General features: G+C 70.8%; 18 protein-coding genes and 2 pseudogenes. 6 read left to right on the forward strand and 14 right to left on the reverse strand.

Annotated features, from left to right (window positions below):
• Positions 1 to 6: 6 nt before the first annotated feature.
• The 5 genes and pseudogenes from ACFYZJ_RS30425 to ACFYZJ_RS30445 all read right to left on the reverse strand — a co-directional run.
• A pseudogene (locus ACFYZJ_RS30425) lies at positions 7 to 90 on the reverse strand (twin-arginine translocation signal domain-containing protein); the annotation flags it as partial.
• A 15-nt stretch (positions 91 to 105) separates the two neighbouring features.
• The gene (locus ACFYZJ_RS30430; protein WP_388573276.1) at positions 106 to 453 is read right to left on the reverse strand and encodes a hypothetical protein; all 348 of its coding nucleotides are present in this window, start codon (positions 451 to 453) and stop codon (positions 106 to 108) included.
• A 125-nt stretch (positions 454 to 578) separates the two neighbouring features.
• The gene (locus ACFYZJ_RS30435; RefSeq protein WP_388573278.1) at positions 579 to 983 is read right to left on the reverse strand and encodes a hypothetical protein; all 405 of its coding nucleotides are present in this window, start codon (positions 981 to 983) and stop codon (positions 579 to 581) included.
• 494 nt (positions 984 to 1,477) lie between these two features.
• Positions 1,478 to 2,668: pseudogene (locus ACFYZJ_RS30440) on the reverse strand (integrase core domain-containing protein); the annotation flags it as partial.
• 160 nt (positions 2,669 to 2,828) lie between these two features.
• Positions 2,829 to 3,719 (reverse strand): hypothetical protein, encoded by an 891-nt coding sequence (locus ACFYZJ_RS30445; protein WP_388573280.1) that lies wholly within the window; start codon positions 3,717 to 3,719, stop codon positions 2,829 to 2,831.
• A 208-nt stretch (positions 3,720 to 3,927) separates the two neighbouring features.
• Here ACFYZJ_RS30445 and ACFYZJ_RS30450 point away from each other — a divergent pair, with 208 nt between their 5' ends.
• On the forward strand, positions 3,928 to 4,728 hold the full coding sequence (locus tag ACFYZJ_RS30450) for a S1 family peptidase (RefSeq protein ID WP_388573282.1): 801 nt from the start codon (positions 3,928 to 3,930) through the stop codon (positions 4,726 to 4,728).
• Positions 4,729 to 4,981: 253 nt separating this feature from the next.
• Here the strand turns inward: ACFYZJ_RS30450 and ACFYZJ_RS30455 are convergent, their stop codons facing one another.
• Positions 4,982 to 5,560 carry a TetR/AcrR family transcriptional regulator gene (locus ACFYZJ_RS30455; RefSeq protein WP_388573284.1) on the reverse strand — a complete coding sequence of 193 codons (579 nt, stop codon included), beginning with the start codon at positions 5,558 to 5,560 and terminating at the stop codon, positions 4,982 to 4,984.
• 272 nt (positions 5,561 to 5,832) lie between these two features.
• On the opposite strand from ACFYZJ_RS30455, the gene ACFYZJ_RS30460 reads away from it, so the two are divergent.
• The 5 genes from ACFYZJ_RS30460 to ACFYZJ_RS30480 all read left to right on the forward strand — a co-directional run bounded on the left by ACFYZJ_RS30460 (position 5,833) and on the right by ACFYZJ_RS30480 (position 11,123).
• Positions 5,833 to 6,414 (forward strand): (2Fe-2S)-binding protein, encoded by a 582-nt coding sequence (locus tag ACFYZJ_RS30460; RefSeq protein ID WP_388573286.1) that lies wholly within the window; start codon positions 5,833 to 5,835, stop codon positions 6,412 to 6,414.
• The gene (locus ACFYZJ_RS30465) at positions 6,411 to 7,421 is read left to right on the forward strand and encodes an FAD binding domain-containing protein (RefSeq protein ID WP_388573288.1); all 1,011 of its coding nucleotides are present in this window, start codon (positions 6,411 to 6,413) and stop codon (positions 7,419 to 7,421) included. The genes ACFYZJ_RS30460 and ACFYZJ_RS30465 overlap by 4 nt, the downstream gene beginning before the upstream one ends.
• Entirely contained in the window at positions 7,418 to 9,544 is a 2,127-nt protein-coding gene (locus ACFYZJ_RS30470; RefSeq protein WP_388573289.1) for a xanthine dehydrogenase family protein molybdopterin-binding subunit, read from the forward strand. The genes ACFYZJ_RS30465 and ACFYZJ_RS30470 overlap by 4 nt, the downstream gene beginning before the upstream one ends.
• Entirely contained in the window at positions 9,537 to 10,664 is a 1,128-nt protein-coding gene (locus tag ACFYZJ_RS30475; protein ID WP_388573291.1) for an XdhC family protein, read from the forward strand. Before ACFYZJ_RS30470 ends, ACFYZJ_RS30475 begins: the two co-directional genes overlap by 8 nt.
• A gap of 63 nt (positions 10,665 to 10,727) precedes the next feature.
• Complete coding sequence (locus ACFYZJ_RS30480) at positions 10,728 to 11,123, forward strand: hypothetical protein (protein ID WP_388573293.1); 396 nt, start codon at positions 10,728 to 10,730, stop codon at positions 11,121 to 11,123.
• A gap of 41 nt (positions 11,124 to 11,164) precedes the next feature.
• Here ACFYZJ_RS30480 and ACFYZJ_RS30485 read toward each other — a convergent pair whose 3' ends face one another.
• The 8 genes from ACFYZJ_RS30485 to ACFYZJ_RS30520 all read right to left on the reverse strand — a co-directional run bounded on the left by ACFYZJ_RS30485 (position 11,165) and on the right by ACFYZJ_RS30520 (position 18,884).
• Positions 11,165 to 11,929 carry an NADase-type glycan-binding domain-containing protein gene (locus tag ACFYZJ_RS30485; RefSeq protein WP_388573295.1) on the reverse strand — a complete coding sequence of 255 codons (765 nt, stop codon included), beginning with the start codon at positions 11,927 to 11,929 and terminating at the stop codon, positions 11,165 to 11,167.
• A gap of 643 nt (positions 11,930 to 12,572) precedes the next feature.
• Positions 12,573 to 13,136: a phage tail protein gene (locus tag ACFYZJ_RS30490; protein WP_388573296.1), complete on the reverse strand. Its 564-nt coding sequence runs from the start codon at positions 13,134 to 13,136 to the stop codon at positions 12,573 to 12,575.
• Positions 13,133 to 15,091 carry a putative baseplate assembly protein gene (locus tag ACFYZJ_RS30495; RefSeq protein ID WP_388573298.1) on the reverse strand — a complete coding sequence of 653 codons (1,959 nt, stop codon included), beginning with the start codon at positions 15,089 to 15,091 and terminating at the stop codon, positions 13,133 to 13,135. The genes ACFYZJ_RS30490 and ACFYZJ_RS30495 overlap by 4 nt, the downstream gene beginning before the upstream one ends.
• On the reverse strand, positions 15,091 to 15,513 hold the full coding sequence (locus ACFYZJ_RS30500; RefSeq protein WP_388573299.1) for a GPW/gp25 family protein: 423 nt from the start codon (positions 15,511 to 15,513) through the stop codon (positions 15,091 to 15,093). Before ACFYZJ_RS30500 ends, ACFYZJ_RS30495 begins: the two co-directional genes overlap by 1 nt.
• Positions 15,513 to 15,830 (reverse strand): PAAR domain-containing protein, encoded by a 318-nt coding sequence (locus tag ACFYZJ_RS30505; RefSeq protein WP_388573301.1) that lies wholly within the window; start codon positions 15,828 to 15,830, stop codon positions 15,513 to 15,515. Before ACFYZJ_RS30505 ends, ACFYZJ_RS30500 begins: the two co-directional genes overlap by 1 nt.
• Positions 15,831 to 15,919: 89 nt before the next feature.
• The gene (locus ACFYZJ_RS30510) at positions 15,920 to 17,743 is read right to left on the reverse strand and encodes a VgrG-related protein (RefSeq protein ID WP_388573303.1); all 1,824 of its coding nucleotides are present in this window, start codon (positions 17,741 to 17,743) and stop codon (positions 15,920 to 15,922) included.
• Positions 17,740 to 18,462, reverse strand: a complete 723-nt coding sequence (locus tag ACFYZJ_RS30515) for a LysM peptidoglycan-binding domain-containing protein (protein ID WP_388573528.1) — start codon at positions 18,460 to 18,462, stop codon at positions 17,740 to 17,742. Before ACFYZJ_RS30515 ends, ACFYZJ_RS30510 begins: the two co-directional genes overlap by 4 nt.
• Positions 18,459 to 18,884, reverse strand: coding sequence for a phage tail protein (locus ACFYZJ_RS30520; RefSeq protein WP_055707773.1), 426 nt, complete (start codon positions 18,882 to 18,884; stop codon positions 18,459 to 18,461). The genes ACFYZJ_RS30515 and ACFYZJ_RS30520 overlap by 4 nt, the downstream gene beginning before the upstream one ends.
• Positions 18,885 to 18,888 lie beyond the last annotated feature (4 nt).

An 18,888-nucleotide genomic window follows, 5' to 3' on the forward strand; every position in this document is an offset into this window, starting at 1 on the left:
ACCCGCCGAACCGACGGCCGCCGCCTGGCCGAGAAAGCCCCGGCGCGATACACGCTCGCCGACCTCACCCGTTGCCCGCGAGCCGGTCAACGCTGCCCAGAACCATTAACAACCAGCAGATATACCACCCTTGACGGCACCCACCCCTTCAGGAATGACAATTACTCCCAGGTGCAGCGCGTCACGCGCATCGGTCTTGACCCGCTCCGCGGCCGGACGCTGCAACCGTGAGGGAGCGAGCACCTCGCAGCGCACCCGGGCCGCCGAAAGCGCTCGGGCCAGACCGAACCCGGTCGGGCCGGCCTCGTAAGCCACCGCGACCGGACCGGGCAGCCGCCCGAGCCAGTCGAGGACGTCAGCCTGCTGCGGCGTGAGCCGGGAACGGGTCAGCTCCCCGGTCACCGTGTCGATCGCGCACGCCACCACGCTTCGCGCGTGCACATCGAGCCCCACGCTCGTACGCTCAGAAAACACCGGGCCTCCCGCACATGTAGACACTACTGGCCAGGGTGCGCCAGGCCGGCAACCCACGACAACGTGCGAGCGAGGCCCGGCCCAAACCGGCACCTACATACCGTCTAGTTTCCCCAGCCACAGTGCTGGAGCCCGGCGTGGAATTCCTTGTTGGAGTCGACGTAGTCGCCGTAGAGGTATCCGCTGTGGTACTGCCAACCTTCCCAGCTGTAGTACACCCGCTCGGTGTAGTACCAGACGTTTCCGCCGTTATCGATGTCGTCGCCTCTGACCCAGCAGTACGCGATGATGGCGTCTTTGTGGTCGTTGGGGCCGGGGCACAGGTCGGGCACGCCGGTCTTGCCCATGTCGATCTGCCACGACTTGTAGACCCCGGCGCAGTGGCTCGGGTTGCTCAGCCAGACGATAGTCTCCGCGTGGGCGGGTGCGGTCGTGAGCGCCGCGACACCGGTGACGGCGGCGACGAGGCCGACGGCCTTAGCCGCGAGTCGGCCCTTGATGATCTGCATGGGTCCCCTTCCATGGTGCAAGCCTTCCGAGTACGCGAACGCCTGCTCCGCCGTCTGCTGACCCGACGCGGTCATCGGGCGCGGGCTGACTGTGGAGCAGCGGTATCACGGTGCCTTAGGGGGATGCGTGGAGTCTAGTTTCCCGGACGAGCCCGGACGAGCCCGTACAGCCATAGCCCCGTCGTATCCGTCGTGCCCGGCCCAAACCGGCACCTACATACCGTCTAGAATCCGCACCTCTCCCGTCTTGCAGTTCAGCCAGGCCACCGCTTGACCCCGCGGTCCGCCGAGATTGACGTAGAGCCGATCCTGCCCGTTCTTCCGCCACCGACTGACGTGCAAGTCGTCCATGCCGCCCCCTGATCCGCATGCCTCACAGACCCAGATCAGCACACGCCGCACCGGACGCGGCAGAGCGCGAATCGGCCAGGCGACGCTGTCGAGTCTCAGTTGATGGTTGACGGGTTGGCGTCGGGTGATGCTTGACGTCTGCTCTAGACGATCTTCCGGCGGTTGTGTTCGCCGGACTTGCGGACCACCACCTCCTTCCTGGTGACACGCGGGACGGTGGTGATCAGCTCGCCGCTGTGGAAGACGCGGATCACCTCGTCGCTCAGGTGGGCGGTGACGACCTGGTGGGCATAGCCGCGGCCGAGCTGGATGCGCTGTCCGGCGACCATGAAGCCGCCGACGCTGCTGACCGTCCGCTCGGCGATCTGCTCACCAGGCGGAGGCAGCAGCGGTGACGGCCCGGCCGGACGAGCACCTTGCAGGCGCCCGCAGGCCGAGGGTGGCAGCGGGCTGGGCAGGGTGGCCTGCAGAACACGCTGCTCGTCCAGGACCTGGAGGACCTTCCCGTCGAGCCGAAGGGTGACCCGCTGCCCGGCGAAGGGCCAGCCGATCAGGACCTTGTCGCCGCCCAGGCCGACATAGCCGACCGCGTTGACGGTCCGATCCACCTCCACTGCCCCATTCGCGTCGTTCGTGGGGCCGGGGTCGTCCACCCACGGCCCGGCGGGACGGGCCCCTCCGCCCGCCAGCAGGGCTTTGAGGTCCCGGCCGGACAGCTTCGAAGGCAGCGTCTTGTGCCGTGCGCCGCCGATCAGCACGTGCAGCCGGTTCACGTCGATGCGCAAAGTCACCGTGGTGCCGGCCAAGGCCGGGCCGAACCAGATCTGCTGCCCTCGCAGGCTCAGGTTCCCCGATGCGGGGACCACCCGGTCCAACTCGATCGCGCCGACCTCGCCCTCGGCCATTGGCCAGGCTCGTGCGACCGGCTCGGCTTGAGGCTCCGTGGCAGCCAGGGCAGGGACCGGGTCGAGGCGGGCGGGCAGGACCACGGGCAGGGCATCCTGCTCGGACCGCGGCCTGGGCACGAACCGGCTGGCCGGAACGGCCATGTCCAACGCCTGGTGAGGCCGCATCCGGTTGTAGTCCTCCAGCCAGGCATCCACCACCGCCTGCGCCGTCGCGACGTCGGCGAACGGATCGTGCCCGTCGAGGAGTTCACGTCGCAGGGTCTGGTGAAAGCGTTCAATCTTCCCGGTGGTGGTCGGGGACTGCGGCTTCGTGAGCCGGTGGGTGATGCCGTTCTCCCGGCAGATCCGGTCGAACATCGTCTCTCCCGGCTTGCCGGGACTGAAGCGGGCGGTGAACTGCTTGCCGTTGTCGGTCAGCACCTCGTCGCCCTCGTCCGAGCCGGCGCCCGCTTCGAGAACGGCCTCCTCGTCGAACGAGACAAGACCCTCGCAGCGTGATTCACCTCAACTGATCCACAGGTCTTGACAATTACTCCCAGAGCAGCCGTCACGACCGGTCAGCCGCACAGGCCATGAAGGACAGAGTTCAGTCGTTCCAGGTCCAGCGGATGCCGAACTGGGCCGGGCCGGTGTTCAGGGCAAGGGCGTGGGCGCACCCGGTGCTGTCCAGGGGAATCCGGCGGCTGGTGGCCGGGCCGCCGTCCGCGGGTTCGTTGAACTCCTCGCAGAGGGCTGGCAGCGCGGTGGGGTGGAAGGCCGCCTCCAAGAGGTACTCGCGGGTGAGCATCCGCAGGGTGCGGCCGCAACTGCCTTGGGTCGCGGGCTGCTGTGGCACCAGGTTGACCAGCTCATACTCCATGATCAATGTTTCACCGCAGTGCAGTGGACGGTCGAAGAGCAATTCGGCGGCGAGCATCCCGGCCGTCTCGTCCTTCACCGTGCGGCCCAAGCGGCAGTTGCGCAGCGCGCGGAGCCGGGGAATGCCGGAGCCGGGTTCGTCCGCGTAGAACAGGGTTATCCATCGGTCGGGGCCGTCCCGGTCCGCGCGCAGGATCTGCCGGTTCCACGCCCGGAGTTGAGTGCGGTCGGGCCCGTACTCGTAGCGGTCGTACTGACTGATCCGGATCAGGTACGGATCTGAGTCGACGTCCAGCCCGGACAACAGGGCGGCTACCCGGTCCGCGTGGGGTTTGAGCGCACCGATCGGCAGCATCCGTGCCTCCCGGCGGCCCCGGCCTCGGGGTCTGGGCTTTCCCAGCAGTCCGCTCAGGCCGCCGGATGGAATGCCGAGGATGTCCTCAAGGTGCGGCAGCGCGGCCAGCGATCCAGGCCGTTCCGGCCGGGTGCGGCCTGACTGCCAGGAACTGAGGGTGGCAACGCTGACGGGTGTGCCACGCTGCCGCAGCCTGTGCTGGATACGGTCCAGTGCCAGCCCGCATGCGCTGACCGCGGCCCGTAGTGCGTCCGCGAAGGGCATTGGCTCACCAGGCCCTGGCAGTAATGGGGTTGGCGCCATGGTTGGTAACCAACCCTTCCGCCACCACGTTGTCAATGGCCGGCCTCGCAAGCCTAAAACCGAGAATTCCCGCGCTTCCTCGCTGGGCGGACACTCACTACCGTTGACGCGGTGGCAGCCACTGATCCGGAGAGAACTTCCACGCTCCCCATCGCTTTGGAGGCGAGGCATGAGATTCCGTACCCGGATATGGGCTGCCCTGGTGGCACTCGGGCTGGCCCTGGCCATCACCGCGCCCGCGGTCGCCAAGACTGCGCCCCCCGCCGCCCAGCCGTCGGTCATCGGCGGCTCGGAGGCGAGCACCGAGGAATTCCCCTGGATGGTGGCGGTCTCCTACGCGCCCTCGGCCAACGACCAGTATTCCGGGATGTTCTGCGGCGGCACGCTGGTCGCCCCGCGCAAAGTAGTCACCGCCGCGCACTGCGCCAAAGGCATGAAGGCAGCTGAGTTGAAGGTGGTCACCGGCCGTACCGATCTGAAAGACCACACCAGTGGCAAGGTCCTGGACGTCGGTTCCGTATGGATCCACCCCAAGTTCTATGACGTCTGGAACGGCAATGACGTCGCCGTCCTCACCCTCACCGAGGCGGCCGACGCCCCGCCCCTGCCCCTCGGTACGCCGGACGACGACCTGTACCGGCCCGGCGCTCCCGGAACCATCCTGGGCTGGGGCCTGACCGGCGACAACCTCCCCCGCATCACACATTTGCGGAAGGGTGCTGTGGCGGTGTCCAAGGACAGCTTCTGTGATGTCGAATACCCTGACTTCGACCCGGAGATGATGGTGTGTGCTGGGTCGGACACCACCCGGCAGTGCAAGGGTGACAGTGGCGGGCCACTGGTCGTCGACGGGAAACTGGCCGGAATAGTGTCGTTTGGCCGTGAGCCCTGCACACCGGTGGAACTTCCCGGGGTCCTCGTCCGTGTCGCCACCTACGCGAGCGACATCCAGAAGCAGATCGACAACTGACCATCGATGGCCTGGCCGCCCCGTCAGCCAGCGGGGCGGCCAGGCCGGCCTTCCATCAGAAGCCGTATCCGTCTCGACCGTGAGGACGGCTTCGATCGAACAGGGCGCCTGGTCGGGTGATCTTGACCACACCCGCCTTCACCAGCATCGCCTGCACCCTCATCTGCTACCGCAGACTCGCCAAATGAGACGACCTCTTAGGCGTGGGCATGCCAAGAGAGAGGTGATTCGTCCGCCGTCGGCGGCGCGGCACTCACGTGTTGGGCGCTCCTGTACGCAGGCCGTCCATGACCAGGTCGAAGAGCCGGGTGGCGCGTGATTGCCAGTCGTCGTGCGGGTCCAGCTGCCACAGACCTGTGATGGCGAGGAGGAAGTCGTCCGCGGTGACCCCGGGCCGGATGGTGCCGGCTTCCTCGTTGGCGCGGAGCAGGCGTTCCGCCGCGGAGGCCACCGGCGTGGGGGACGGCTTCGCCGGGCCGCCCGGTGTACCGGTCACCTGCCGGATCGCGTCGGCCAGTCCGGCCTTGGCCATGGCGAACTCGGAGAGCCGGTCCATCCAGGCGCGCAAGGCCTCATCGGGTGCCCGGGTCCCGAGAAGGTGGTCCGCGCAGTCCGCGACCTGCTGCATTTCGTGGCGGTAGATTTCGAGGACGAGTGACTCGCGATTGGGGAAGTTGCGGTAGAAAGTGCCCTGTCCGACGCCGGCCTTCTTGGCTATCGCGCTCAGCGGGGTGTCCGCGCAGTGCGACAGTTCGGCGAGAGCAACTTGCAGGATGCGCTCGCGGTTGCGTTGCGCGTCCGAACGCCGGGGTGAGTCCTTCTGCTGAGGCACTCGTCCTCCTCGATGGTTCGTGACCGAACCTCGCCCTTGCTAAGCGGACAGCTGTCCGTTAGGTTTCCTGTAGTGGACAGCAGTCCGCTTACGTTCACCATAGCTGTGGACGCGACACTGCGGCAGTCGCCAACTGCCACTGTTCGGTCCGAGAAGCCGCACGCTTGCTTCGCCCTCATGGTGCACGCCCGCACGATGCACTTTCCGCGCGCCCGGCACTCCGGCTGCCGGCCCTCTCCCGTCTGTCCTGGACAACGCGAAAGAAGCACCCCATGGCCTTATCGACGTCCAGTGTCATCACCTTGAAGATCAACGGCGAGAAGTACACACTGCCCGTCGACCACCGCACCACCCTGCTCGACGCGCTGCGCGAGCGTCTCGATCTCACCGGCACCAAGAAGGGCTGTGACCAGGGGCAATGCGGCGCCTGCACCGTTCTGCTCGACGGGCGCCGGGCCGTCGCCTGCCTGCAACTGGCCGTCGCGGCCGAGGGCCGCGAGATCACCACCATCGAAGGCGTGGCCGACGGTGAGCGGTTGCACCCCGTTCAGCAGGCGTTCTTGGATCTGGACGGTTTCCAGTGCGGCTACTGCACTCCAGGACAGATCTGTTCGGCGATCGGGGTGATCGAGGAACACGCGGCGGGCTGGCCCAGTGCCGTCACCGAAGACGTCCGTCCCGAAGCGGGGCCACCGGCCCTGACCGCCGACGAGATCCGGGAGCGCATGAGCGGCAACCTGTGCCGCTGCGGCGCGTACGTCTCGATCGTCGAGGCGGTGGCCCGCGCGGCGGAATCCCGGCCGGGCGAGGGACGCGTGACCCTCGCAGCGGGTGCGAAGGAGGCCGTGGCATGAGGGAGTTCGGCTATCAGCGGGCGTCCGACGTCGCCGGCGCCGTCGCACTGCTCGGCGCCGATCCGGACGCACGCTTCCTCGGTGGCGGCACCAACCTCGTCGACCTCATGAAGACCGGTGTCGAGCGACCCGCCCGGCTCATCGACATCCGTGAACTCCCGCTCGATGAGATCGAGACGACGCCCGAGGGCGGTCTGCGCGTCGGCGCGACCGTCACCAACGGGGACCTGGCCGCCCACCCCGAGATCCGGCGCCGCTACCCGGCGCTCGCGCAGGCGGTGCTGGCAGGCGCCTCTGGGCAACTGCGCAACATGGCCACGGTCGGTGGGAATCTGCTGCAGCGCACCCGCTGCGGCTACTTCACCGACGTCACCAAACCCTGCAACAAGCGTGTACCCGGCAGCGGTTGCCCCGCCATCGAAGGTGAGCATCGCAACCACGCGATCCTGGGCGCCTCCGACCGCTGCGTGGCCGTACACCCCTCGGACATGGCCGTGGTCCTGACCGCATTCGACGCCGTCGTGACGTACGAAACCGCCGATGGGCCTGGGGGTGCCCCCGCTGGGGGAGAGTTGCCGCTCGCCGAGTTCTACCTGCCTGTCGGCGGCACCCCGCACCTGGAGACGGCTCTGCCCCCGGGCGCGCTGATCACCGGCGTCACCCTGCCGCCCTCCCCGGTCGCCGCGCGCTCGCGTTACCGGAAGGTACGCGAACGGGCTTCGTACGCCTTTGCGATCGGATCGATCGCCGCCGCGCTGGACGTGCGGGACGGCGCCGTGCACGACGTGCGCCTCGCCTTCGGGGCCGTCGCGTCGCGGCCCTGGCGGGCCCGGACGGCCGAGCGGGTACTGACCGGGGCACCGGCCGGTCCCGAGACGTTCGCCGCCGCCGCGGACGCCGAACTGGCGGCGGCCAAGCCGCTGCCTCACAACGGATACAAGGTCACGCTGATGCGCAACCTCGTCGTGGCCGTCCTGTCCGAACTCGCCGAGGAGACCGCCCGATGACCACCGCGACATCCCGCACTACGGCGGCGAAGGGCTCCGTCGGCACCGCGCACACCCGTGTGGAGGGTCGCGAGAAGGTCACCGGCGCGGCCCGCTACGCCGGAGAGATCCCCTTCGCGGGCCTCGCCCACGGCTGGCTCGTGCTGTCCACCGTCGCCCGCGGCCGCATCCGGTCGATCGAGACCGAGCCCGTTCTCGCGATGCCGGGCGTTCTCACCGTGCTGCACCATCACAACGCCCCGCGCCTCAACACCGACTACGTCGGCCTGCTGGGAGCCCCGGACCCGACCGTGGCCGTCTTCCAGCACGACCGGGTACCGTACCTCGGCTGGCCGGTCGGTCTGGTCGTCGCCGAGACCTCCGAGCAGGCGAGGGAGGCCGCCGAGGCGCTCGTGGTGCACTACGAGCAGGAGCCGCACGACATCGCGTTATCCGCGGACCGCCCGGACGCCTACGCGGTGGACGGCCATATGCCGGGAGTGGCGGAAAAGGGTGACCTGGAAGCCGAACTCGCCGCCTCCGCCGTCGTCGTGGACGAGGAATACACCACGCCCGAAGAGCACCACGGCATGATGGAGCCGCATGCGGCGGCGGCCCGCTGGGACGGCGGCCGGCTCGAGGTCGTCGACTCCAACCAGGGCACCACCTGGGTCGCGTCCGAGCTGGCGAACCTGTTCTCGCTCGACCCGGAGTCGGTGCGGGTACGGTCGGAACACGTCGGCGGCGGTTTCGGCAGCAAGGGCGTCCGCGCACACCAGGTGGCCGCCGTGATGGCCGCGACCGTCCTCCAGCGTCCGGTCCGGGTCGTCATGACACGCCGGCAGATGTTCTCCCTCACCGGCTACCGGAGCCCCACGACGCAGCGGATCAGGCTCGGCGCCGACGCCGACGGGCGGCTGCGCGCGCTGGAGCACCGTTCCCTGAGCCTCACCTCGACCGTGCACCAGTTCGTCGAGCCGTGCGCCGGCGTGGCCAGGGTGATGTACGACGCCGACGCCCACCACACGGCCAACCGGGTCGTGCGGCTCGACCTGCCGACGCCGACGTTCATGCGCGCGCCGGGTGAGGCACCGGGGTCGTTCGCCGTGGAGTCGGCGCTCGACGAACTCGCCGAGAAGTGCGGGATCGACCCCATCACGCTGCGGATGCGCAACGAGCCCGAGCGGGGTCCCGTCTCCGGGCTGCCGTTCAGCAGCCGCAATCTGCTCGCCTGTTTCCGGGAGGGCGCCCGCAGGTTCGGCTGGGCGGACCGGGACCCGCGCCCCGCCCTGCGCCGCGACGGGCGCTGGCTGCTCGGGACCGGCACGGCGGCGGCGTCCTTCCCCGCTGGAGCCATGCCGTCCACGGCGGCCGTGACGGCCGAGGCCGACGGAACCTTCACCGTACGGATCAACGCGGCGGACATCGGAACGGGCGCCAGGACCGCGCTCACTCTGGTCGCCGCCGACGCGCTGGGGACGGAACCGGACCGCGTCCACGTATGCATCGGGGACAGCGATTTCGGGCCGGCGGGGATCGCCGGCGGTTCGATGGGCACCCGGTCCTGGTCCTGGGCCGTCACGGCCGCGGCCGGGGACCTGCGGGATCGGCTCGTGCCGGGCGCCGACATCCCCCCGGAGGGCATCACCGTACGGTCGGACACCACCGCGGCCCTCGCGGCCCTCGCGCAGAAGGAACGGCACTCCTTCGGAGCGCAGTTCGCCGAGGTCGCTGTGGACCCCGCCACCGGCGAGGTGCGCGTGCGCCGCATGCTCGGAATTTTCGCGGCGGGCCGGATCATCAACCCGCTGACGGCCCGTAACCAGTTCCTCGGAGGAATGGTCTGGGGCATCTCCATGGCCCTGCACGAGGAGGCGGTCCGGGACCGGGCCTCGGGTGGCCACTACGCCGCCGACCTCGCGGGCTACCACGTCGCCGTCAACGCCGACGTGCCGCACATCGAGGCGGACTGGATCGACGACCCGGACCCCGACGACCCGGTCGGGATCAAGGGCATCGGCGAGGTCGGCATTGTGGGTGCCGCGGCGGCGGTCGCCAACGCGGTCTGGCACGCGACGGGGACCCGCCACCGGAACCTGCCCATCCGGCCTGACCGCGTCCTCATGGCAGGCCGGAATGCTTGACATCGCCTCCGAGCTGAACGGCTGGATGGAGGAGGGACGGGACTTCGCCGTCGCCACCGTCGTGGCCGTCGGAGGCAGTGCTCCCCGAGGTCCCGGCGCCGCCCTGGCGGTCGACAGCGCCGGCGCGGTCATCGGCTCGGTCTCCGGCGGCTGCGTGGAAGGAGCGGTGTACGACCTGTGCGTCCAGGCGCTCGAGGACGGCGAAACCGTCCTCGACCGGTTCGGCTACAGCGACGAGGACGCCTTCGCCGTCGGGCTGACCTGCGGCGGGGTCATCGACGTGATGATCACGCCGGTCCGCGCGGACGGGCCCGCCGCGGCGGTGTTCCGGCAGGCGTTGTCGGCCGCCGTCCGGGGCGAGCCGGTCGCCGTCGTCCGGGTCGCCCGGGGCCCGGCCGGCCTCCTCGGTGCGGCCCTGCTCGTACGCCCGGACGGAACGCACGAAGGCGGGCTCGGTGGTCACCCGGAGCTGGACCGGACGGCGGCGGCCGAGGCCCGGGCCATGCTGGACACCGGGCGCACCGGCACGGTCGGTCTCTCCGAGGACGGTTCGCGCTGCCCCGGCGGTCTCACGCTGCTCGTCGAGGCGAACGTACCGCCGCCCCGCATGATCGTCTTCGGCGCGATCGACTTCGCCGCGGCGCTTGTGCGCGCGGGCAAGTTCCTCGGCTACCACGTGACCGTGTGCGACGCCCGTCCCGTCTTCGCTACCCGGGCCCGCTTCCCCGAGGCCGACGACATCGTCGTCGACTGGCCGGACCGCTACCTGCGGCGCACGGCGACGGACGGACGCACGGCCCTGTGCGTGCTCACCCACGACGCCAAGTTCGACGTCCCCCTGCTGGAGTCGGCCCTGCGGATGCCGGTCGCGTTCGTCGGCGCGATGGGCTCACGCCGCACCCATGAGGACCGCAACCGGCGGCTGCGTGAAGCCGGCCTGAGCGATCATGAACTGGCCCGGCTGAGGTCGCCGATCGGCCTGGACCTCGGCGCCCGTACGCCCGAGGAGACCGCGCTGTCCATCGCGGCGGAGATCGTCGCGACCCGGCGCGGAGGGACGGGCGTCCCCCTGACTGATTCCAAGACGACGATCCACCACGACGGACCACGTGTCGCGTAAGGGGAGGCGGGCCCATGGCATGGTGTTGGCCCGGCGCCGGCGGCGGAGCAGGGACCGGATCCCGTGATCGGCGTAATACCGCGGCGTGACCAGGACCTGAACCCGGCCGACGTGAAGTCAAACCTCCAGGCCCTCGACCCGGGCAAGTACGTGCTGATCCCCGTGGACCAGCAGACGTCCATCCGCGATTTCGTTACCCGCTCAGGGCACCAGTACAAGACCGGCTGCGCCTTCTACGAACTGTCCAAGCGCGAGAGGATCCAGGCCAACAAGAAGATCGCCGTGGCGGAGAAGGATTCCGCCACCGGCCGGATGACCGGAAAGGTGTTCACGGGCCCCGCTGCCCGGCAGCTCCTGGGCCTGCCGGAAACAGAGGTGACGGTGACGCCGGGGAGCATTGCGGCATACACCGTGTTCGTGCAGTCGACCCGGCGACCTCGGTGCAGGCAGCGCCCCTGACCCTGTGGCCACACCACGGTGTCGTCATGGGCGCCCGCTGGTCAGCTCCGCTGGAAGAACTCCACCTCGGCGAGCGCGACATGCCGCCCCCCGGAGAGCCCCGTGACCGAGCCCAGCACCAGCCGCACCTTCACCACCTTGTCGATCCCAGTCGCGATGGTCTGTTCTCCCGCCTTGTCGCTGAGGTCGATCTCCTTGTGGTGCACCGAGCCGTCCGCCGAGGTGACTTCCATGTCCATGCGCAGCGCCCGCGCCTCACGGGCGTACTCCTCGGGCTCCTTCGAGGCGCCGTTGGTGATGATGAGGTCGACCAGCCGGAACGGCTTGCCGAAGGTGTACGTGATCGAGGCTCCGGCCCCCGGCGCCCCCCAGTAACGGTTGCTGAGCCCGTCCGTGGTGTCCTTCGCCGGATGCCCTGGGACCTCGGCGTCGGCGTGAATGGCCACCGGGGTGATCGCCTTGGCGCCGCTGAGCTTGTCCCGGGTGTCCTCGATCAGGGCCCGCCCGGCGGGCAGCAGGAAGAACCCGCCCACGCACAGCGCCAGGATCACCGCCAGTGTCACCAGTACCCGGATCCACCGCCCGGACCCGGCCCGCACCCGGCGCCGGAACGGCCAGATCGTCCGCCACCAGGGCAGCGGCTCGTGGGCCGCCGCCGGGGTCAGCGGGCTGGCACAGCGGCGGCAGAACCGGCGGTCCGGCGGATTGGGCGTGCCGCACACCGGGCACGGTTCCCCGGCCACTTCCTCCGGAGCGGCCACGGACCGTACGACCGGCCGCGGCGCGATCGGCTTCGCCGGCTGCACGGGCGCGGGCTGCGCGGGGGCCGGCTGGGCGGCACTCGGCTGTGCGGGGGTCGGCTGGGCGGCACTCGGCTGTGCGGGGGTCGGCTGTGGGGTGGGCGGTTGCGTGGGAGCCGGTGGCGTGACCGGCGGCCGCGCGGAAGCCCGTGACGGTGCGGGCGGTTGCGCGGGGGACGGGGGCGGGGCGGAGAGCTGTGCGGAGTCGGACGGACGTAGCGAGGGCAAGGGCTCGCCGTCGGGGCGGTCCGAGGACGCCGTGGGTGCGGAGGAGCGGTCCGCACCGCCGTGGTTGCCGCGGGTCCCGCTGACGGTGCCGATCCGGCCGGCGCTGTCCGGGCCGGCTGCGCTGCCCGCGGGATTCCTGCGCGGGCTCTCGGCGGCTCGGCCCGTGCGACGCCCAGCGGTCGTCCCGGCACGTGCGTCACCGTCGGGTGTCGGCGCAGGCTCCGGTGTCGGATCGGATCGTGGTTGCGCTCGTGGTCCGTCGCCCTCCGCCGGATGCGTGGGCGATGGTTCAGGCGTGGGCGACGACGCGGACGTGCCTCGCGAGCCCTCCTCGGACCAGCCCAGATAGGAACCGCAGTTGCTGCAGAAGTTCTCAGCGGGGTCGTTGGACGCCCCGCACGCGGGACAAGCGCGCATGACGTCAGCTCCCCTCGCCCGCGGGCGGCCCGGGCAGGATCTCCACCCGGCACGAGACATGCGCCGGGCACAGGGACCGGACGACCTCCCGGACCCGGCCCGGGTCCACGTGCGGATCGCGGCCCGGCCACACCCGGACCACCATCTCGCCGGACGGCCCCGGCGGCAGCTCGGTGCCCGCGGTACGGGACCACACCGCCCCGCCGTCCCCGACGACGTCGGCGTTGACCCCGAGGGTGAGCCGCAGCCGCTCCACCAGGCCGCGCCGGGTGCCGCGCCATCGATGCAGTTCTACCGCGCGCACCACCGTCTCGCGGCGCAGTTCCGCAGGCCACCCGGCATCGCCGTCGGCGCCCACCCACGACGCCAGCCAGGCGACGAAGTCCAGCGGCGCCACCCGCGGGTCGAGATACGCGGGCAGGTTGTCGAGGGTGGCGAACACCGGGGCGAGGACGGTGTCCAGCCCGGCGGTGAACCGCTGGGCGAAGTCGTCGTCGGCGTAGAGCGCGGGCAGCAGCCCGCCGATCGGATGCCGGCTCGGCAGGCCGGGTACGGCCGCACGGCTCATGCCTGGCCTCCCGGTTCCAGCGGCTGTACGACGACCTGGTGCTGGTACGAGAAGACCAGCGCGCCCGCGGCCACGTCGATGCGGTCCACCGGCGTTCCGCGCCGCCCGGTGATCGGGTCGGCGGCGAACAGCCGGATCTCCTCCACCAGCGCGTTGCCGGTGGCGCGTTGCAGCAGGCCGAATATCTCGCCGTACTGCACCGGTCGTCCGAACGGCCATCCGGTGCCGTCCGGTCCGCCGTGCAGCGGGTTGAGGTAACGGAACAGCGCGGCCAGGGCCGCGTCGCGGACGCGGTCGGTGTCCTCGGGCGCCGTCGCGAGCCGGGCGACGACCGTGACGCCCTGGTACACCGGCGGCTCCACCACCAGCCGGGTGCCGATCAGCCGTCGTTCGTCCAGGCTTTCGGTGATCGCGGCGAGTACCTGGTCCGAGGGGATCAGCTGCTCGAAGCGGAGCCGGTCCCCGTCGTCAGCGACGGCGTCCGGCACCACCAGCACCCGTACCGCGCCCGCCCCTTCGGCCGCCGGCAGACAGCGCACCCGGCGCACCGAGGGGGCCGCCTGCCGGCTGATGATCTCGTAGTCCTCGGCGGTCACCGCGCGCTCCTGCATCCGCAGCGCGTCCGGCGCCCGCAGCTTGGCGTTGGCGACGGTCTCGCCCTCCACCCCGCCGCGCGCCGCCTCCCGGTTGGTGACCCGGGCGATGTACGGCACGGAACTGCGCAGCACCGAGATCGCGCCCCGCGCCACGTTACCGGCCGGGCCGCCGCCGGTGCGGTAGCGCGACACCCGGATGTGGGCGCCCTTCTCGGGCACCGCGCCGCACAGCCGGAGCGTGCCGTCCGGCTCGCGCAGGGCCGGCGGGAAGGTGAACTCGCCGGTGGTCGCGTCCACCCGCAGATGCCGGTCGTCGGGACCGGAGCGGCCGAAGTGTTCCACGACGGTCCAGCGCTGCCAGCCGTCGGCCGAGGAGACCTCCACCACCGGTGGTTCGCCGTCCAGCAGCACCGGCGGCCGGCCGAGCCGGAACGCCTGGCCGGGCACCCCCTCCGAGGTGCCGAGCGGGACGTCGGTGACGGTCTCGGCGTGCTCCACGGCGATGGTGCCGCCGACCGTGAACACGGACGCCTCGCGCACCGTCGGGGACTCCGAGTAGAACGGCTGGCCCGGCTCCGGCTCGGTGACCCGGCAGCGCAGCCAGCCCGCACGCGTCCCGCCGATCACGGACGCCGTGTGCCCGGCGGGGACGTACACGATGACCTCGCCGGGCCGGTTCAGACCGCCCGTCGTGTCCGAGCCGGTCTCGCACACCTGCCAACGGCCGCCGTCCCAGGCCTCCCACACCAGAGGCGGCTGGCGCGGGTCCACGCCGACGCCCTCCACCCTGCTGTCCAGGCGTACGGCGACGATGCACCGGGATACGGCCGTGGGCAGCCCGAACAGCATGGCGTCGCCGGGTTCGGGCGCCGTCTGGAAGCACCGTACGTCGCGGCCTTCGCTCAGCTCACGGGTCCGGTCGGTCTGCTCGCCCGTCCGGGGCGTGGTCACCAGCTTGTTCAACTCGCTGGGCACGATGCGCAATTCGTCCGTGGTCGCGAACACCACGGGCTCCTCCGCCTCGCCGTCGCCCGTGGTCACCTCGGTGCCGGGGGGCAGCGTCACCGTGTCGGGCTGCGGCGCGGACAGCCAGAAGTCGACCTCGGCCCCGGCCGCCGCCGGCGGGAACAGGCGGATGCCCAGCAGGTCCAGGAAGGCGGTGTAGTTCTTGTCGGGCACCCGGTTCAGCCGGTACAGCAACTGGTCCACGATGTACGCGAAGGTCTCGATCAGGGTGACACCGGGATCGGAGACGTTGTGGTCGGTCCACTCCGGCGCGCGCTGTTGCACATACCGTTTCGCCTCGTCGACGAGTTGCTGGAACCGTCGGTCGTCCAGGTTGGGGGAGGGCAGGGCCATCAGTCCGCGATCGCTTCCTCGGCCCCCTCCTCGGAGGGGATCGTGTAGAAAGGAAACACCAGGTTGCGCCGGTCGTTGGTGGACCGCACCGTGTAGCGCACGTCGATGTAGAGGGTTCCGTCGTCCACCGCGTCGAAGGCCACCACCACGTCGTCCACGCTGATCCGCGGCTCCCACCGCTCCAGCGCCTCGCGCACCTGCTGGGCGATCCGCCCCGCGGTGGCGCCGTCGCCGGGCGCGAAGACGAAGTCGTGGATGCCACAGCCGAACTCCGGGCGCATGGGGCGTTCTCCGGGCGCGGTGCCGAGGACCAGCCGGATCGCCTCCGCGATCTCCTGTTCCCGCTCCACCATGGCGATCCCGCCGGTCGGCCCGACCCGCAGCGGGAACGCCCAGCCGCGCCCGATGAACCGTTCGCTCATCACAGGCCTCCGATCTGGACGTTCAGGGCGCCGAGCTGGATCGTGGCGCCGCACGTTGTCTGGTCGCCCGCCCGCGCGGCCGGCAGCCCGCCGATGAGCACCTCGCCCGAGATCATCCCGGCCGGGTTGGGCATGACCACGTTTCCCGGGCCCAGGGCGGCGTGCGGCGGCACCACGCAGGTGTGCAGGCTTCCCACGACGGCGGCGGGACGGCCGCCGATCAGCACGCGCGCCACCGCGATGGCGGCGCCGGGCGGCGGGGTGGCGATCACACCCCCATGGCTGGTGGGGTCGCCGGTACGGGCTGCGCCGGGCATGCAACGGGCTCCTCGAAGCGGTTCGTGGCCCTCAAGGGCCTTTGATCACAGGGAAGACGATGTGCTGTCGGTGATGTCGACCAGGAGTGTCAATTGATACGCACGAGATCCGCCTTCAGCACTCCGAGCAGACCGCCGTCGAGCGTGAGGTCCGTCTGCCCCGCGACGCTCACCGACCGGCCGCCGACCTTGACCGTGTTGGTGCCGTCGATCTCCACGGTGCCGCCCTTCACGCTGACCTTGCCGGTCTTCGCGTCGAGCGTGATGCCCTGGCCGTCCATCACCACCGAGGACAGCGCCCGCCGGCCGCCGGCCGCGTACACCGTCAGCTCGAGCCGGTTGCTCCGGGCGTCCAGCAGCACCTCCAGCCGCTCGTCCGCGGTACGCAGCAGTACCCCGGACGGTCCCGTCGGAGGATCCAGCAGCTCCAGCCGGTGACCCGAACGTGACACCAGCGAACGGCGGTTGACCTTGCCGCTGGTCCCGTCCACGAGGGGCACGTCGTGCTTCGAGGGCCGGTCCACGCCGTTGTACAGACCGCCGATGACATACGGACTGTCCAGCAGGCCCTGCTCGAAGCCGACCAGCACCTCGTCGTTGACCTCGGGGCTCACCACACCGCCCCCGCCCTTGCCGCCCCACTGCACCGTACGCACCCAGTCGGTCACATAGGTGTCGTCCAGCCAGGGGAACTTGAGCCGTACCCCTCCGCTCTGCGCGCCGCCCGGCTCCCGCACGTCCGTCACCACCCCGATCGCGAGGCCCGGCATGCGCGGACCCCGCCCCGGCGCGTTCGCACCGGTCACGAGGCCGGCCAGGGACCGGTCCGGGCTGGCGCTCACCCACACCGTGGTGCGGTAGCCGCCGTGCGGTTCCAGGGTGTGCTGCACCGCCGTCGATGTGTACTTGCCGGAGAACGCGGGCCCCACATTGCCGAGCGCGACCGGCCGGCCCGCCCGCAGCCGCGGATTGCCCTCGGCCAGCGCCTCCAACTCACCGAAACCCGCACTCACCTGACCCGCGACCGCAGCGGCGGCCGCCGTCGTCTCGGCCTGCGTCCGGTACGGCGTGTCCGTCACCGTCAGCTTCGCCTGCTTCCCGAACCGGGCGCCGAACTGCGGGGCCAGACCGGGCAGTACGGTGTCGCTGGTCACCGACTGCTGCCGGGCCACCAGCGGCGTCTTGGTGGTGACGTCCCAGCCGCGCACCTCGACCTGGGACGCCCCGTCCGCCCCTGACAGCGCGGCCCGTAGCGCCAGCAGATTCCGCCCGTACTCCAGCACCATCGGACTCTGCGTGGCCGGAGTCGACGGCGCGGGCGCACCGGAGGCCTTCTCGGGTTTGGTGAACTGCAGCACGCCCTTGTCGTCTACCCGCACCTGCGCACCGCTCTCGCCCGCCAGATACTGCAGAAAGTCCCAGTCGGACACATTGGCCTGCGACAGCTGCTTGTACGTGACCGGCGCCGCCTCCACCTTCCCGACCGGCAGCCCCGCCCCGGCGGCCACCTTGCGGACGATGGCCGCGGCCGTCATGTTCCGGTACGCCACCACCTTCCGGCCGCGCTGCAGCCGGTGTGCGACGGAATAGGCGCGGACGACCGTGAACGACCCGGTGCTGTCCCGGTCGATCTCCACCGCCGTGACCTCGCCGTTGAACAGCCGCTCACGGGCCTGCCCGGCCACCGTCACCACCGACACCCGCAGCGGGGTGCCCAGCGTGATGCCGGTGGACTTCAGGAACTCGTGATCGGGATCGCGGTAGGTGAGCACGGCCGTGTCCGGAAGGCCCACGTTCTCGTCCACCACACAGCTCACCAGCTGCGCCGCCCAGATCTGCGGCAGCTCACCGGGCGCCTCCACGACGGGGTCCGCCGCGAAGGACCGGCCGCCCCGCGCCTCGGGTGTGGTCACCGCTCCTCCTCACCGCCCGCGTCCCCGAGCGCCGGCACCACCAGCTCGATGCCGGGCACGAGGGCCATCGGGTCGTCGATCCGGTTCGCCTCCGCGATGACCCGCCACGCCGTCGCGTCGCCGTACTCCCGCCAGGCCAGCAGCGCCAGGCTGTCCCCGGCCACGACCGTGTGCGTGCTGCGGGCCGTACGGGCGCCGGACGTCGGGTTCTGTCCCGGTGGGTCGACGCTCGCTTCCTCCACCGACAGCGAACAGGTCGCCCGCAGCGGCTTGCCGTCCACGTCGAACAGCGTGTAGGTCACCGACAGGCTCGACAGCACGCCGTCGAACGACGTCGTCCGGGCCGTACCCCACTCGAACCGCACCCAGGGACTGGCGGGTTTCTTCCGTGCGAGGCTCGCCGGGCTGGGCACACACGCCTTCATCAGCGTCTCGACCGCCTGCTCCACCGAGTTGTCATGGGTCGAGGTCGCGTCGAGGAAGACCTCCAGGCTCAGCTGGCGCGGCCCGCTGCCCACGAACTCCGGCAGCGCCGACTGCCCCGCCATCCGCGACGGGGTGCGCCGCCACTCGGTGGTCTTGCTCAGCTGCAGGGTGTTGGGATTGAACTGGAGGTTCAGTCGCGCGATCGTCCCTCCGGGCTTCGCGCCGACCGCCGCCGGGGGTTCCTTCAGGGTCAACTGCGCCCTGGCCCGGCTCGTCCGCATGGCAGGCATCAGGAAGGCCTCAGTCCCTCGTGGGCGATCTCCAGCGTCTCCACCGCCGCCTGCGAGGAGGACGGGTCGAACGACGGCCCCTGCCACCGCACCGGCACGATGCCGAGCACCTGCCAGCTGATGATGCGGGTCAGATCCGGCTTCAGCGCCACGATCTCGCCGTCCTTGGGCTCCACACGCCGCAGCGTCTCGTCGAGCCAGCGCGCGATCTTCGCCGTGTCGGCGGTGACGGGCCGGCTGAGGGTGATGTTCGACCAGGTGACCCGGCCGGGCAACTGCCAGGTGAAGCCGTTGTTCCCGCCCTCCGCGTAACTCTCCATCTCCACCTCGGCCCCCATGCCGGAGCAGGTGTGGAAGGCCCCCAGATCGTTGCCGCCGATCGCGAGCCGGAAGAACACGCTCGTCGCGAAGATGTTGTCCGTCATCCGT

The organism is Streptomyces sp. NPDC001848 (assembly GCF_042891915.1).
In the GTDB taxonomy this organism is placed as follows: Bacteria; Actinomycetota; Actinomycetes; order Streptomycetales; family Streptomycetaceae; genus Streptomyces.